We start from the raw sequence: 16,208 nt of genomic DNA on the forward strand, positions 1-16,208 counted from the left end.
AGCTTACCGCTGCGACGCAAGTGCCGCAGTCTAGTTTGCGAGATGATCTGTTCAGCAGCGCGCGCTAAAGCTTTCCGGACGCAGAGTCTGCCGCGTCGGCCAAACGCGGAAAAAGCCGCAGATTATGGTCACGCTTCAAGTCGGGAATCGGCAAGGCGCTTGGCCGGAGCAGCAGTGAAAATTCGTCGCGCGACGCTGGGCAATCTGACGTCTTTTCGACGAATTTACGAATTGATTATGCGAGGCAGCCGGGCCGGACGCGCGGGGTCTCTGCGGCCGATGAGGAGCTCATTAAAGATTTCCGAAACAAGGCGGCGGGTAACCTCACCGACGGCACGATCAAGAATGCGGCAACCGATTTGCGCCATTTGAGCGTGCTCCTGAGCGAGCACGGCAGGCCCTCAATTGCGGATCGAATAGCCGGGAATTGGAAAACGCGCAGCAGGACAATCCGGAGGTGGAAAACCACCAGCTGGAAGCTGAGCTCGATGAGGAGGTCGACAGGTACGCAGGCCGCCGCGGCACGCGCATCAAGGCGGCCTTGAAGAAGCTCCGTGAGGTCGGTGCCGGAAACGCCCTGGCGCCTGATCTCCGCCGACTGGCTCCTCACGGCGCGGACGCAACCCTCATCCACATGTGGGCGGCGGCGGAAAAGGCAACACACAGGATCGAGCCGAAGACGATCGACAGGCAAGCTCGCCGCATGTCTAAGCTGAGTGAGTGGCTGCGGACCCATGATAGGCCACCGATGGCCGGCCGACTTTCCACCCCCGCGTTTGTCCGGGATCTCGAGGAGTACAGGCGCGAAACCAACGACAAGAAGATCAATGCTGATCTGGTCAAACTTGGCGGATACGAGCAAATCCTGGAGGCGAACAGGGCGCTTGGATTGAGGCCTCCTGAGGATCCGGGCCAGCCTTCTTGGGAAGCTGCTCGACAGCCGCATGCACTGCAGGGTCCTCCCGCAACGCCAGCTAGCCCGAGCGCGGGCGCCTGGGATTGGCTTGGCGAGCAGATCCAAGGACCCGCCTCACCAGAGCCAGCGCCGCACTGGGGCGCGCAAGCTCATCCGCCGCTCGAGCTTCCTGCTACACCGGCCACCCCCAGCCAGGGAGCCTGGGCCTGGCTCGGGCAACAGATGCAAGACTCCGCATCGCCGTCGTCCGTGAGGCCTCGATCGTCAAACATCTACGGCGGTCTCGACTCCTTCGTTGATCTGGATCCACCCCACACCCCACGACTTGCGTGACGATGCGCGCTCTGCGCCAGCATCTGAATTTGCAGCCGCCTCGTCGTTCGCAGGACCGCCGGGGGCGGCTCCGGAGCTGCGGGATATAGGAGCGATCGTTGGCGCCGGCTGGCGCCACGGCTCCCAGGCGGCTTCAGTCGTGTTGATCGATGTATTGGGAAATATGCATCTGCTGCCAAACCAGTTCGGGCCAAGTCAGTTTGTGATCAATGGGGAGCGCTATTTTCGGCTACGTTTGGACCAGGAGGCCGCAGGGATGTTCGCCTGATCCATCATCCCCGCGTGAGCCAGCCGGATGAACCAGGCCCGTCTCAGTCGCTCTATCGTCCCCGGCCGATCGTGCCAGCCGTGCAATCCGGTGAGGGGCCCGTTGATCTTGGGTATCTGATCCGCGGGGATGGGAGCACCGAGATCGATTCCTTCCGCCCTACCTCGTCCGCGCCCTGGAAGGCCAAGGCATCCTGCCGCGGGCGGGCCAACCAACCTATTTCGAGATCCGCGGAGTGCCTTACAGGGGTGAATTGGTGGAGAGCGAAGGCCGCCAGCGCGTACGCATTTATCCTGAACGTGGCTGAAGAGGCAGCAGGGCCTGCAATCGAGCTTTCGGCGGGGCAGCTCGCGTAAGGCGTTCTATAGCGAGGCTGTTGGCAGGCGATGGATCCGTTGCAGGGGCACGGCCTGAACCGTCCAGCCTCCTCTTTGTAGAATCTGCCAAGCGATTCTACCAATTTGGTGCGTGCCCGGACATGCTTTCTGCATCCCTGATCCTTTCACATAGTCCGCCAATTCTTGTCTTGAAAACCGCAGCTACCACAGATCGAACGCATTCCTGATCGAGGGAGCACCGGCGCCGAGCGCAGGCGATGGCCAAGCGCCAAGAACTTGGCCACCAAACGAAAGTTTGCTGACAAAGGCTTTTCCTGATGGCCGCCCAAATTCCTCGGCGGGCGCGGTATTTCGCAACCTGCATAGCTTAAGGCCTCATGCCCAGTTCAGTTATTGCGCTATGCAAAGTCCCCTCGCGCTGCGTTGCAAACACCTGGTCCGCTCGGGAGCAGAGTGCAAGTGCCCACTGGACCTGGGAAGTCGAGAAAGCGAGCTTGGTGCGATAAAAATCGCTAAGGTCAGCTTCCTCCCAGCGCTTTTCCCAAATAATCTCGAAAAGGATCAATGAGGACAGAGTGTGCGGGCGGCCGCCGGCGCTCAGGCTCACCGCCCGCAGCAAGCCAGCGTTCGATAGTCCTCACGCTCATGGCGATCTGCGGCGCGATCCCGCGCGGCGACAGACCGGTGGCGCGCAAGTCGAGGATTTCGGCATGAAGTTGCGCGACGATTGAGAGCCGCGGGCGACGGCTCGTCAGATTCTCGAAAGTTTGTTCATAGTAGGACTAGGGTCCAGACTCAATTGAGCCAATATGCGACGAGAGCGGCGAGATGAACAGCGGCCAAAAAATTACGGGCGAGCTTGTCATATCGCGTGGCGATGCGCCGGAAGTCCTTGAGCCTGCAAAAGCAGCGTTCGATGACATTCTTTGTAGGCGCGTTTGTTGAAGCGATGGATGACGACACGGTTAGATTTATTGGGGATTACGGGCTTGGCGCCACGACGAATGATTTCGCCGCGAAGCTTGTCGCCATCATACCCTTTGTCGGCGAGGAGCACGCTCATGGGTGGCGCGAGCGCCAGGACATCGGGAGCCGCAGCGATATCGGCATCCTGGCCTGGAGTCAGATGCAGGACGACCGGCCGGCAGAGCGGATCGCTCAGCGCATGGATTTTTGTCGTGCGGCCTCCGCGCGAGCGGCCGATTGCTTGATTGTGCTCCCCCCTTTTCCGCCGGAGGCACACCGGTGAGCTTTAATCGAGGTCGAGTCGAGCGACAGTACGACGCCGTCTTCGCCAGGCTTGGCCAGCGCTTCGAAGATTGCGCACCATCGTCCTCGCTTGGCCCAGCGATTGAAGCGATTGTAGATCGTCGTGTAAGGGCCGTATTCACGTGGACAATCACGCCATCGTGCACCCGATTGCAGCATGTGAATGATGCCGCTGACGATGCGTCGGTCGTCGTCCCGATCCGGCCCCGTCAGTCCCCTCGGCAGATGCGGTTCGATACGCGCCCATTGCCTGTCGTTCAGCCAAAACAAACCAGCGCGCATTCTCTCGCCCCCGAATCAACACGTAGGCAAGAGAATCACGTGGCGCTATTTAGGTACAGACCCTAGCTCAATTGATTTCATGACGAGAGGCTAATGTGGAACCGCACAATTTTGACGTAACTGCCGGGCCGCGGTACAGGTCTCGCAAGAGCATCAACCCGACCGATCCGGGCAAGACGACTTTGAGCAGCAATTAAACGAGGTGCGCGAAGCCGATAACGCGATCCCTGACGGTGGGCCACGCGGTAGGCCCTCTACCAATGGTCTAGCTACACCAGCAGTCCCCGGCCGAGCCGATGAGTGCACTTGCCAGGAGCAACCTCTTGCCAAGCGAGGTCCTCATCAACGATGAGCGTAACACAGCTGAGTTGAGAGCAGCGAAGAGGCCAAGGGCCCTAAAAAGTCCGCAAGGCGTTGCCATTGAGCAGCAGCTGAGCGAGTTCGCCAATTCAGGCGGTGGTGGAGCAATGTCAGCAGCCTCCGCGATGCAGCCGGCTCAATCAACTGGGATTGTGGTACGGGGGCATCAGTTGGACAAGCGGCCTGTTTATCCGAGGATGCTCCCGAAATCTTGAGGCTTGAGGAGGCTCTCATCAAAGGCGGGATGGTCGCCGGTGGGGCGAAGCAACATGCAGGCGCTCTTCTTAGCTTTAGCCGTTGGCTCTTCGCAAAACGCAGACCGAGCATTGTTGCTCGGCAGGACAATAAGTCGCTGAGCAATGGCGGTGACGTATACGAGTTCGTCGGAAAGGGAAATCCCAAAATCCTCCTTGTAGCATTAGACCATCTCCGCACCTTTCGGTCGACGGGCGAAGTCATCGTACGCCAACGGAGCGGTCGCGCCCGCCCCCCGAACGTGGCCCCCATCCATCCCGAAAGCGCGGCACTGATGGAACCGACGCTCATCGGCGACGCCGCTGCACAGCACAGGGCCTCGTACGAAGCTAGCTAGCAGTCGGCGAGAGGAGCTTCGGGACGGGCAGGAGGATCAACCCGCCCCGTCGGCTTTCGTCCAAGGGCACGTCGCGATCAATCCCGAGCAGCTTCATCAGTGGGAGCTTTTGCAAGTGCTGGATCATCTTGATCATCAACCCATTCCGTCACCAGCCTCCGTCCCTTCGGAGGAGCTTCAGCGACTGGAAAAGGACTTACAGGGCGAGTTGCACCGACACCCTGCCGCGTCGTTCTCCGCCGATCCAGAAGAGTTTAGTTTCGATCTAAAGCAATTCTCTCCAGGGGAGCTTCGGCGATTGCTTGATAATCAATCCATGCCGTCCCCCGTCTCCGTCCCCTCAGAGGAGCTTCAGCGACTAGAAAAGGACTTGCAGGATGACTTGCGCCAACACCCTGCCCCGTCGTTCTCCGCCGGTCCAGAAGGGCTTAGTTTCGATCTAGAGCAATTCTCTCCAGGGGAGCTTTGGCGATTGCTCGATGATCAATCCATACCGTCGCCAGTATCCGTCGATCCAGATGACTCGGCTCTAAATTTAGGGCAGTCTGATCTTCCCCGAAAGAGTGGAGGGGTTTAAGCGGCTTTTAGCTCCATCTCGATCGGGCGATATATCGATTGCGGAATGGAGCCGGGTTCGGCTCGTAGAAGCCCTCGATGAAAGCAAAGATAATGCGCTGGGCGTCGGCGCGGTTATGGTTGCGATGACGAACCAGTGTATGGAGGAAGCTCTCCATCGGGGCATTGTCGTAGCAAACGGCCTCGCGGCTCATCAACGCGGTGATGCCGGCGCCCGCGAGACCGCCTCGTCTCATGCAATTGGGTTCTTTGGTGAAGGTTGCGGAATTCACGGGCGCGAATAAGGTCATAAGATCAGAATCGCAATCGATGCCCGCGATTCGCCCTTGCTCCATGCCTTCCGCTCGCTGGTTTCCCCCGAGCTTACGATCGTCCAGGTCCTTCCCCATGCCGATAAAGTGGTGCTCGTTGCTCGGTCGAAGGTCGCGCTCTCGTTTCTGTCACGCTTAGCCGACTTGCCGTGGTAGGGTTCGGTCCCATGCGTCACGATAACGTCGGAGCAGAACGGCGCTTGCGATGATCAGAAGAATATCAACGTAGATATCAACAGATTGAGCGCGTGTTCCGTTTGGGGCGTGTGTGTGATGATTGTCGGGTAATGAATGTATGACAGTCCGACGCTTGCATATATCCCCGGAGCGAGATGCGCGATGTATGTTCCCGTGACTGCTGTGCTATCGCGGTGCGCAAGCTGGCCTTTTGCCAGAGCAGCATCCACTGCAAGCTTACTCCAGGCCGTGTTGGTCGCCACGAGAGCAATCAGATCACTGGGCCGGCTATCAAAAGGTCCCTTTGCATAAAGACGAAGCTCGTAATACCGGCTGATCCTGTTGCGCTCAGGTGGAGCTCCCATGACGGAGAAGCCGCCGTAGATGCCGCGAGACGGCGACCCAAGGGCGTCACTCTGCCAGAGCTGCCTGTCCGCAGCGATGTAGTGAAAATTATTTCCGCTCTCCCTTTGTTGCTTGGGATCCGCCAAATTCGTGTAGCGGCTCCTGTTCAAACCAACGCCCGCCCGCAGCCACGTGTCGGGTACGCCGGGAGCAGCCTTGCTCTTGTAGCCGGCTTCTTCGACAAGAAGGATGCCTGCATTGGCCGTGCTCCATTTCAAGCCGGTGGGATTCTCGGTTATATGGGCATAGGCACCATCTGGACTGATTGAGCGCTGGACGGAGACCTTGTTGTACAAGCGAGCGTCAAAATTGTACTTCAAGTTGGCCGCTGGCGTGGGCGCGGCATTGGTGCTCATCCCAGCCTGGAACAAGGCAGACATGTTCGATCCTGTGATTCCTCCGAACAATGTGCCGGTGAATTCATTCTGGTTTCTGAGGTAGCCAAGTTTGAGTTCTAGTGTCCTGTTGAAGAAAGTCTGGTAGTAGGCGAGCGTATTGAGTCCCACCCGATCTGGCCCTGGGCGATCCCACGTCCAGTATTGCTGCTCGGCCCCTACGACAATCTGTCCGTCGGCAATGCCAAACCGGCTCAGATCGTAGGTGACGATCATGAAGTTCGCCGACGCGAAAGTCGGATTCTGGCCCATATAGAGCTGGTTTGCGATAGTGCTTCTGGCTGCATGCGGTAGCTGGTTGCTTGCAAAGGAGTTATGTGTCCACCCGATATAGCCGATGCCGACGTCCGCCAGCGCAGATCTAACGCCCCCCTTGTCCTGATCAATCGTATCTGCAGGACCAGGGATGGGGAACCACAACCCTTTTTCACGCAGATTGTCGTACCTTTGGAAGGGATCGATCGTTTTTTGCGGTCTCGTCTGAGCAGCCCTGTCCGCATTGCCGCGCTTCTCCAAAGGCACTCCGGGACCTGCTGCTCGCGCCGGGGCAGGAGGGCGGATTGCCTGACAGATCAGGTCGATCGGGAGCTTTGCGGCCCGGTCGGAAGTCTTTCCTCTTTTGCTGGCCTGATCCACAGGGTGGTTACTAGGATCAAGTCCGCTCGCGGTTTGTGCCAGTACGGGATTGCCGACCAGACAAGCCGCTAGCGAAAGTGCGATAGCAAGCCCAGATTGCTTTCCCCTTGGTCTTAAATTGAAAGAAAGTGCTGCCGTAGCCGAGTATGTCCGGGGCGAGGTCGTCGCAAGAAGGCAATCACGCATGGCGTAGTTCGGGTCCATGTCTGCCGGCCATGAATATGCGGCCTGATTGGCCCGAAGTGAGCTCGCGGCGGCGTGTGGCACGCGCCTGCTTCCACATCGTCATTGCAAGCGCAGCCAAGCAATCCAGAACCCCCCGCAGTGGCAGTCTGGATCGCTTCGTCGCCAGCGCTCCTCGCAATGACGAGCAAGCGGCATCGCGGCTGTCGTTTCGCGTCCGTGGGGGAGGGGGACGAGCCAGAACTCGATCTATCCGAACAGAGCCACTCAGGCTTCCTGAACCTCTCAGCTCGCGGCGCGAGGATGATCTGGTCCGAAACTTTGGTTGTGCGTGACGCCGGTGCGCCCAGAGCCAGCGGAGAGCGCTGGCTCGGCAAATGCTCACGAGCGCGCGGAGCGTTCTGTCCTGGCCGCCAAAGCGTTGCGAATGTCCACCTTGCTCACTGTGCGTCAGGCGAGTCTGGCGGTGGTGCGCATCTGCATCGAAGGCGGCTTTCTGGACCAAACGGCAGCCACCCGAAAGCAAGGCTAGCCGTGCAAGAGGCTTGGCTTCACGAAGCGTTTCATTGGTATCGTTGTCAGCGAAACACGAGACGATCGGCGGGCTTGAAGGCCGAAGAGCTTTTGGATTTGCGCGCGCGGCAACCACACCACAACATCCAACGTGATAGCCCAGGGGACCGGAGGAATCAGCCATCGAGCAGCTTTGGCGGATATCGGCGAGCAGTTGCTTTCTGCCGTCGGCGCGGCAAAACCTGTCTTGCATCCAAAACCTTGATGTGCGCGGCGTTCGTTGGTTACGCTTGCCACGTGCCCGTCATCTCGAACAACCTGCCGGAACTGGTAGTTGATCAGGTGCAATGTTTGCCGGTCCAATCGCGCCATTGCGGCTCGGCCGATCAGCCGTGGCGCTTACGTGGCGCGTCCCAGACGAGGTTGCTGGTCTGGGCAATGCGTGAGGCGGGGCTCCATCGAACACTTGCAGGAATCAGTGGACGGTTTGCATTCGTGCCGGGGCACGGTAAAAAATCTGCAAGGTTCTTCTGAATGATGAGAGAATGCTGCGCCATCGCCGACTACGACGAGAACCATTGCTCGCTGGTGGCGCTATCATTGAGAACGCGCGCAAATTGTCGCGTTGCTCAAGAAGGAGCGTTTCATAGGAGTAGGCGCAGCCGATCGGGAAGCTCACCAAGATTGATTATTGTCGACGCTGGCAGCTCCTGGAACGCGGGAGCATCGCGAGCTATCGCGTCGACAAAATAAGCCTGCTGGAACGAGATCTTGAGCGAGGGACAATGGACTTGATTGATCAAGCGGCCGCTTCAGACTTGCGGCCGCTCTTGCACGGGCCGTCAAGACGGATTCTCCCGGTTTTGGTGCTCCCGCTTATCCTCGTCGGCTCGTGTGCTGCTAGCGCCTGGCTTTGGGCTAACCTTGAAGAGCCTGTCGAGACGCCGGAAAGCAGCGAAGTCGCTTCAACGATGAGCCTGCCACCGGAGGACAGGGCATCCTTGTCCGAGATAAAGTGGGCACAGCAGAAAAATGGTGATGAGATCGCAGAACTCAACCGCCGGATCGATGCCCAGCGGGATGTCCTCAAAGGGGTCCTGGATCAGATCACCATACTGACTTCGCGGATCGATGCGCTGCAGAGTTCAACACCTGTCCCTTCTGCTGCTTCCGAGCCTCCTTTGTCGCCAGCCCGGGCTGTTTCGAGCGCCGCCAGGAAACGCTTCGGGCGGTCCAAACCACAGGGACCTGTTTCCGTCGGAGGCGCGCCAGTGATCGCCGGACCGAAGACAGCCGAGCCTTGAGTCTGGGACGCTGCAGGCGTCGTCGAGTGTCCAACTGTGCTCGAGGAGGTGGACCGTAGCTTCGCAAAGCTGCCTCCAGCCGTAAATTTCCCGAAGCTGGTGCGGGCGCCGGCGTCTCCAGCGGCACGTCGCTGAGGCCGTCACCAGCATCAAGAGCAGTCAAGGGGAGGTGGGGCAGAGCCCTTTCGGCATGATCGAGCCGTGGCCCTGAACGGCGGAATCCGCTGCGCTTCTCCTTCAAATCAGCTTCCCTTTAGTCAGCCCTCCCGGTTTGAGGCCATATCTGAAAGATCGTTGTCATGACACCGCCGCTGCATCCTCGAAATCTGGCCTGTCTGCCGGAGGTGCCTCTTCAGATCATTCCGTCGCGAAGAGCTTAAATGTTTGAGATCTGCTCACATGCGCGGCTTAGTTAATAGGGATACGGTCGAGATAGGTGTCGAATGCGGCAGCAACAGCACGAACGAGAAACCGGTGTTCCTGCTTGACCCGAATGAATCCCTCTTCAATGTCCACTATCCCGTCTTCGGCGAGCATTCCCAGCCGGTCGGCCGAATTGAGAAGAGGAATTGGATCAAATCCGTGAGCAGCACAGATCGCTGGTACGTCGGCCTGCAAATCGCACATCAGACGCTCGATAATTGCGGCGCGGAGGCGATCTTCGGGGGAGAGGCAGTAGCCTTTTGAGGTTGCCGGACGACCAGCCTGAATGTGTTGGTGATAGGAAGCGGTTGCGCTCTCGTTCTGAACGTAACCCTCACGCAGACGGCCGATGGCTGACGGACCTAAGCCGATCACGGTTTTGCAGGTATCAGCCGAATAGCCCAGGGAGTTGCGGCGAAGCTGACCGGCTTTCTGCGCCAGCGCGAGCTCGTCGTTGGGCAGGGCGAAATGGTCGAGCCCGATCTGGCGGTAGCCAGCCGAGACCAGCGTATCTGCAATAGCCGCGGCTTGCTCGGCGCGGGCGAGATTATCCGGCAGCGCCGTCTCATCGATCTGGCGCTGACGTTTCATATAGGAGGGGACGTGAGCATAGCCGAAAACTGCAAGCCGGTCTGGCCGCATGGCCAGAGCCGTCCGTGTAGAGTCCACGCAAGATCGCACCGTCTGATGCGGCAGTCCGAAGAGGAGGTCGAAATTGATGCGGCTTATCCCATGCTGGCGAAGGCTTTCGACGACAGACGCCGTCTGCACCTCGCTCTGGACGCGGTTGACCGACCTCTGAACCACCCCGTCGAAGCTTTGCACGCCGATGCTCGCGCGATTGACGCCGGCCACTTGTAATGTTTCAACCATCTCGGCCGTGAACGCACGTGGGTCGATTTCTATGGCGATGGTAGCTGATTTGCTGAACGCGAAGCAGCGTCGCAGGAGTCCCATCAAGGCGAGAAAATCGGCCGGTGCAATAGTAGTCGGCGTCCCGCCGCCGAAATGCACGTCGCTTACCGGCAGCGCGCGAGGCGCTTGCTCTGCGACCAAACGTATCTCGGCATGCAGCGTCGCCAAGTACTTGCGGATCGGTCGCTCGCTGCGAGTGAGGCTTGTAGGGAAGCCGCAATACCAACAGATAGCACGACAGAACGGAACGTGGATGTATAGCGACACGGGATCGTCGGGCGGCAGCCGCCTCAACCATGTCTCACAAGTCTTGGCACCGACGGTCGCGGAGAAATCCGGCACGGTCGGGTATATGGTGTACCAAGGCAGGCGAGCGTCGCAATACTTGTTCAGGAGAGACGTCTGCAAAGCCTAACTTTCTCATGGTCGAGCGGCATAAAGCTGACCGATGCCCACTGTTATGTCTTTGCGTTATGTCAAACGCGTCTAACGGTTCCTGAGATCTGGCCTGCTCTCGACGTCACGGCCAAACGCAGCGTTGGGGTTCATGCCTGGAAGTGAGCGCCGCTCGTCCGCAATTATTCGGACGTTTATGGTGGCATATGAATTTCTACGAGGACGCTCGAATTAGCGCGGTGTACCGCGACTAGCCGTGCGCAGTATCAATCGCTCATCGGGCAGCGTCGTTTCCGCATTCCCCCTGGCGTCCTGCCTTTTTGCGACGGAAACAGGGATCTTAAAACCTCAGCAGGGCAGCTGAGCTTGTTGCTGGACTTCCGAGGAAAGGCCGACGTGGTTGCTCCGCAATCGACGGATGCCTCCCGTTCAAGGCCGGAGCGTCACGGAGATAAGTGACTTGCTAGCCTGTCTTATTCGTAAGAGGCGCCCGAGAGGCTGGCGAGCGTGGTGTAAAGCGCTGATACGGCGTAGGATTCGGTTGTGAAGCCAACCCCATCACCTCCAACCGCGAACGCCACGCCCGCCATGACCGACGATACGATTCCGCCCTTCTCGTTTCCAGCCATTCACGCCAAGAAAGTCACAGCTGCCTTCGATGGTGGGCGCCTAACCTCGAACGGGGGCGTGATGCTTCTGGCGATGGCCGAGCGGCGTCTCGGCTTGGCCGACAATCTGGCCCGGGTGTTCCCGGATCGGCGCGATCCGACGCGGGTCGTGCACAGCCTGGTCGATATGTTCCGCGCGCGCATGTTCGCGATCTGCTGCGGCTACGAGGACGCCGACGACCTCGATCATCTGCGGTCCGATCCGGCATTCAAGCTGGCCTGCGGTCGCCTACCGGACACGGGCCGGGATCTGTGTTCCCAGCCGACGCTGTCGCGGCTGGAGAATGCTCCGCGCCTGCGCGACGTGATCCGACTGACCTACATTTTGGTCGACGCATGGATGGATAGCTACCCCCACGAGCCGGCATCCGTCACGCTCGACATCGATGATACCTGCGACGTCGTCCACGGCCATCAGCAGCTCTCGCTGTTCAACGCTCATTATGACGAACGCTGCTTTCTGCCGATCCACGTCTACGACACGGAGAAGAGCCGGCCCGTGGCCGTCGTGCTGCGGCCCGGCAAGACGCCGGGCGGCGTCGAGGTGCGTGCCCATCTGCGCCGCCTGGTACGGCATATCCGCACGCGGTGGCACAACACGCGAATTACGTTCCGTGGCGACGGGCACTATGCCCGGCCGGAGGCCATGGCGTGGTGCGAGACCAACGGCATCGACTACATCTTCGGTCTGTCCGGCACCAAGCCTCTCGCCAGAAAAGTCGACGAGGTCGCCGACGACATCCGCACCCGACGCGCCATCGAGAACCTGCCGGTTCTGCGTGGCTATACCGAGACCCGCCACAAGGCAAAGTCCTGGGATCGCGAACGGCGCACCGTCGCCCGTATTGAGGCGACGATGCTCGGCCTCGACATCCGTTTCGTCGTCACCAGCCTCGATGTCGGCTCGGCCGAGTGGATCTACGACAGCCTGTATTGCGCGCGCGGCCAAGCAGAGAATCTGATCAAGCTGCATAAGACACAGCTCGCCTCCGACCGCACCAGCTGCCGTTCGGCGCTCGCCAACCAGGTCCGTCTCGTGCTCCATACGGCCGCTTATTGGCTGATGCTGACCGTGCGCGACGCCATTCCCAAAGCCCGGGAATTGGCCACTGCCGAGTTCGCGACGCTGCGTCTTCGTCTCTTGAAACTCGCTGCCCGTGTGGTCGAGACCACGAGCCGCATTCGCCTTGCGTTTGCCGCGGCATGTCCCGAAGCCGACCTGATCCGCGGCTTGCCCGGCGCGCTGCTCCCGCTCGGTCCGTAACCGACCGGGCCTGCGCCCGCTCACCCGCCCCACTCCTCCATCGCCTACAAAACAGCTTGATGTAGAACCCGGTGAGAAAAGGCCGGACGGTCACCCACGCCAGCCGCCAGCCCCCGTCAGACGTCAAGAACGACCGTGCTCTCGTGAATAGATCGGGCTAGAGCAGAGCGCGATGTGCGATTGCAGCACGTGACGCTGCGTGCGATTCAAGTCTTTTGTAGCAGCTCACGAAAAACTTTTTTGGTTTCCAGCATAAAATCAATGAGCCTCAATTCCGCCACGCTGCTTGTCTCATTGCCGCAAGCATCATCACGGATGTACTGATGATGTTGGGGTGGCCCCGGCGCACTTCACGCCCCCGGCAAAGTGCGTCGGGACGCCTTGGTTCGCCGGCGTCTCGTTCAGATCCAAATACATGTCACTAACTCACAACGAGTTGGACGTCGTGCTGATGGCAAACGCGAGCTCGGAACGATTTGCTGTACTTTCTATTCTGCTTCATCGGTTGAGGCGTTTTGTTTCTGATAACGCCGTTGCAGCTGTTGATTGGCCAGATCGCATATCTATGCAGCGAGTCTTCATTGGCGTCGCATCAATGCGATGGACCTCCAGATTCGGTTCCACATAAGTCGCCTGGTGAGGCGTCGATCATCCCGTCACAAAACATTCCTACGCTGCGAGCTGGAGGCCATGTATGCAGGAGCCGGGGTGTAAGGTTGTGCCTCATGATTACAGAAAATGGGATTCGCATCCTGGCGTTCCAGTCCATTCACACTGGATCGATAAAGTGTCTGTTTCGAAAACCAATCGAGCGTGGACATCATCTTCGTAATATTCTCCATGAGGACGCAGCCCACACGCGCGCGAGAAAGGAGATTGCGCGGCCTTGCAGAAATACTATATTGAGAGTTCATCGCCCTATCGCTCCTAACCAAGTCGAATGCGCACCCTGGCGCGGTCCTCAGGGTAGTGAGAGCTTGCCGGATCGCCATCGATCAGGTGCTCTTCGTCGGGCACGCTTGATTGAAGCGTCGCGCCAGGCCATAGCCGAGATCGGCGTACGCCTCGTTTGCTCGCCCGGCCTGCCCGACGTTGATCCTGCAGGTCGATTGGAAGCGCGAATCGGATGCGATCTAGTACTGACCGTCCGCCTCAGGACGATGCGGAGCGCGCTCGGATCCGCCTCACCCTCGCTCGACCCTACGGCTTTTCGCGATCGTGTTGGCGGCTTTCAGTGTTGGGCAAGGCGCTCGGACCAGGCTTGAGCCGCGGCTCGCAGAAACCTTGTACTTCGATCTGACCGCGCTGGGATCGCCCGCATGAAAGATGCGCGTTTCCACTTTAAGCGCGAACCAATTGAATGCCGGCAACGAGCAGAACGGCCGCCAGTATGAATCTGATGGCTGTCTGGCTCAACCATTTCAGGCCGATTACTGCTCCAGCGACCGCCCCCGCCAGCGTGAAGATAGCGTATAGAGCCAAATCCGGAGAGGGAAATTGCCCGGTGAAAAGAGCTCCGACGAAGCCGACTGTGGAATTGGCCAGGATAAAAGGGGGTGATAGCGCGACGGTCTGCCTCGGTGATGCCCAATTCAGTGCGATGAGCGTCGGGGCGAGGAACACACCGCCGCCCACCCCAGTCAGGCCAGAAACGAGGCCAAGGACCGCGCCAATGCTCACGCTTTCCCGGAGCGGAATTTCGCCGACGCGATCGACAGCTCGTCCCCGCTGCATGATCATCACTGCGCTCGCCAGAAGAAGAACGAGTCCGGTTAGTGTTTTGTACATGTGCTCCTCGAGCACAATCAAGCCACCGGCAAGCGACGCTGGCATTGACGAAAAGAGAAGAGGGCGCAGGATTGTCCAGTCAACGACCTTGTTGTGGTTGAACAGCCAAGTAGAATAAGCCGCGACGACAATGTTGAGACCAAGCGCCGTGGGGCGCATCTCTGTCGATGACATACCAAAAAAAAGCCATTAGCGAGAGGAATGCAGTCCCGCCAGCCTGGCCAACGCTCGCATATAGCAGGGAGATGATCGCGAAGAGCAGGGAAGCCATGTTTCACATATCTTGGCGACGATCTTCGCCCGTTTTATTAGCAAGCCCATCATGATTCGTGCATCTGGTGCGGCCTAATTGTATTTCCGCTCGGGGCGGATCTAAGCGGTTCGCCGGAATCGTGCGGCCGGAGGTGTAGTCAGTTCAAGTTCCTTAGCGAGTGCCATGTGTGGACCCTCCCATCAATTGCCGAGGTTGGTAGTTGACTGGGCCCCAATAGGGGGCGTTTGAGGCCCTGAGAGGACGGCACTCGAGGGGGCGGCCGAGGTGAGCTGCCGAGGTGAGCTGCATTTGTTGCTGTAGCTTACCTCGTGCCGCAGCTCGCAATGGTACTGTCGCCTTCCCTCCCCATGTCATGAATGCTTCGAGGCACCTACCTCGCAACCAACCGTCCGCATTCGAAGTCCTTTTGCGACGATTGATTTTGGCGAAATCAACAGTTGGTATGGCACTTGCTAGTCCGATCCGGGGGCCTCTCCTTCTGGAATGCGCATGCAAAGCGTCTTCCGCATCAAACAGGTTTCGCGACTGCGCCTATCGCTTGTTGCGTTTTTGACGTGGCCCATTTCTGTCCGTTCGGTTCGTTTGTACCGGGCTGCCGGACGGGCCCGATGAAATGCCGGACAACGATGCGGGGAGTAGCGTCTGCATCGGATCTTCCGTGCAGCTCATCGATCGCGTCACCGACGCTGTCACACGCCGAGAATCAGCGACAGGTTAGCGATGGATGATTCGCAAGATTGGGAAAAAAAGATGACACTTCTGTTGTCTTCATCTCAAAGCAGGGAATTGGTACTGACAAGACGCAGATCGAGTCTCGCACTGAAAGGTGCGTGCTCTACCTTACGTGTAGTTCAGAGCCCAAGATCTCCTCGTGCTCGCCCGAGAGACAAAGCGAAGCACCGTTCGGACGCGACTGCGTTTTCTCGCCATGCAAGCTAAACCGACCCAAGCATCTAGCCGTGCGTGCGCTCGGTTCTTGTCGCCAGCACAGTCCCGGGGCCCTCGGCCCTTCTATCACTGCCGGCATGAGTAAGATGGAGCATCCTTGTGTTCGCATGGAGTCGATCCGCACGGACGACAGGCGATGATCTCCGAGTTCGCCAGCTCGCCATCAGCGAGCACTTTGTCGATCGCCTCGGAGCAAGGATGATGACGCTATTCGGTTGTTTGACGATGCGATCATCCTGGCGCAGTCGCCGGCAGAGCAACGAATGCGGCCAATGGCGTCAGAGAAGGAAAATCGTTATGGGAAATTGGGATGATCCTGGAAATCAGCGAGAATGCAGTCAATTTTCATGTCAAGAATACGATGGGAAAGCTGGGTGCGACCAGCCGGATTCAAGCAGTCGCGATAGCTATTCGCCTCGATGTTCTTTGAATTCAATTGAGGAACGACTTTGGCTTCCAGCTTCTGGCAAGTTGAGCACGGCGCTTTCGGTGAACTCGCAGATATAACCCTCCTTTGGGCAAGTCTGCATCTCGCGCTGGGTGAGGTTCTGGGGCTTCGTAAGGTCGGTAAGATGTGGAATCGGCCGATCTAATGCTCACTAGTCGGAGCATGGCTCTCTCCACCAGCGGGTGATTCTTTGCTCAGATGAGCCCGCACCGCTTGCTCGGGACGT

General features: G+C 58.9%; 10 protein-coding genes and 1 pseudogene. 4 read left to right on the forward strand and 7 right to left on the reverse strand.

Features of this window, described 5'->3' with window-relative positions; translation table 11 throughout:
- Positions 1-427 precede the first annotated feature (427 nt).
- A complete protein-coding gene (locus ACFLEY_RS04385) occupies positions 428-1,249 on the forward strand; it encodes a hypothetical protein (protein ID WP_060910089.1) in 822 nt (273 codons plus the stop codon).
- A 1,401-nt stretch (positions 1,250-2,650) separates the two neighbouring features.
- On the opposite strand, the pseudogene ACFLEY_RS04390 reads toward ACFLEY_RS04385, so the two are convergent.
- From ACFLEY_RS04390 to ACFLEY_RS04410, 5 genes and pseudogenes are all read right to left on the reverse strand, one after another.
- A pseudogene (locus ACFLEY_RS04390) lies at positions 2,651-3,428 on the reverse strand (IS5-like element ISBj2 family transposase).
- A gap of 922 nt (positions 3,429-4,350) precedes the next feature.
- Positions 4,351-4,494 (reverse strand): hypothetical protein, encoded by a 144-nt coding sequence (locus ACFLEY_RS04395; RefSeq protein WP_171901195.1) that lies wholly within the window; start codon positions 4,492-4,494, stop codon positions 4,351-4,353.
- 448 nt (positions 4,495-4,942) lie between these two features.
- The gene (locus ACFLEY_RS04400; protein ID WP_011084799.1) at positions 4,943-5,323 is read right to left on the reverse strand and encodes a transposase; all 381 of its coding nucleotides are present in this window, start codon (positions 5,321-5,323) and stop codon (positions 4,943-4,945) included.
- A 131-nt stretch (positions 5,324-5,454) separates the two neighbouring features.
- Positions 5,455-7,062: a carbohydrate porin gene (locus ACFLEY_RS04405; RefSeq protein WP_223153702.1), complete on the reverse strand. Its 1,608-nt coding sequence runs from the start codon at positions 7,060-7,062 to the stop codon at positions 5,455-5,457.
- A gap of 507 nt (positions 7,063-7,569) precedes the next feature.
- Positions 7,570-7,926 carry a hypothetical protein gene (locus ACFLEY_RS04410; RefSeq protein ID WP_161170727.1) on the reverse strand — a complete coding sequence of 119 codons (357 nt, stop codon included), beginning with the start codon at positions 7,924-7,926 and terminating at the stop codon, positions 7,570-7,572.
- Positions 7,927-8,339: 413 nt separating this feature from the next.
- On the opposite strand from ACFLEY_RS04410, the gene ACFLEY_RS04415 reads away from it, so the two are divergent.
- Entirely contained in the window at positions 8,340-8,858 is a 519-nt protein-coding gene (locus ACFLEY_RS04415) for a hypothetical protein (RefSeq protein WP_011084803.1), read from the forward strand.
- A 408-nt stretch (positions 8,859-9,266) separates the two neighbouring features.
- On the opposite strand, the gene hemN is transcribed toward ACFLEY_RS04415, so the two are convergent.
- Positions 9,267-10,604, reverse strand: coding sequence for an oxygen-independent coproporphyrinogen III oxidase (gene hemN, locus ACFLEY_RS04420; protein WP_060910092.1), 1,338 nt, complete (start codon positions 10,602-10,604; stop codon positions 9,267-9,269).
- A 576-nt stretch (positions 10,605-11,180) separates the two neighbouring features.
- On the opposite strand from hemN, the gene ACFLEY_RS04425 reads away from it, so the two are divergent.
- The gene (locus tag ACFLEY_RS04425) at positions 11,181-12,524 is read left to right on the forward strand and encodes an IS1380-like element ISBdi2 family transposase (RefSeq protein ID WP_039183842.1); all 1,344 of its coding nucleotides are present in this window, start codon (positions 11,181-11,183) and stop codon (positions 12,522-12,524) included.
- A gap of 1,341 nt (positions 12,525-13,865) precedes the next feature.
- On the opposite strand, the gene ACFLEY_RS04430 is transcribed toward ACFLEY_RS04425, so the two are convergent.
- Positions 13,866-14,471, reverse strand: a complete 606-nt coding sequence (locus ACFLEY_RS04430) for a sulfite exporter TauE/SafE family protein (protein ID WP_396604533.1) — start codon at positions 14,469-14,471, stop codon at positions 13,866-13,868.
- Positions 14,472-15,844: 1,373 nt separating this feature from the next.
- Here ACFLEY_RS04430 and ACFLEY_RS04435 point away from each other — a divergent pair.
- A complete protein-coding gene (locus tag ACFLEY_RS04435) occupies positions 15,845-15,964 on the forward strand; it encodes a LuxR C-terminal-related transcriptional regulator (RefSeq protein ID WP_018646991.1) in 120 nt (39 codons plus the stop codon).
- The last annotated feature ends 244 nt before the right edge of the window (positions 15,965-16,208 follow it).

The sequence above is a fragment of the Bradyrhizobium sp. YCK136 genome (assembly GCF_044570075.1).
GTDB classification, from domain to species: Bacteria; Pseudomonadota; Alphaproteobacteria; order Rhizobiales; family Xanthobacteraceae; genus Bradyrhizobium; species Bradyrhizobium diazoefficiens.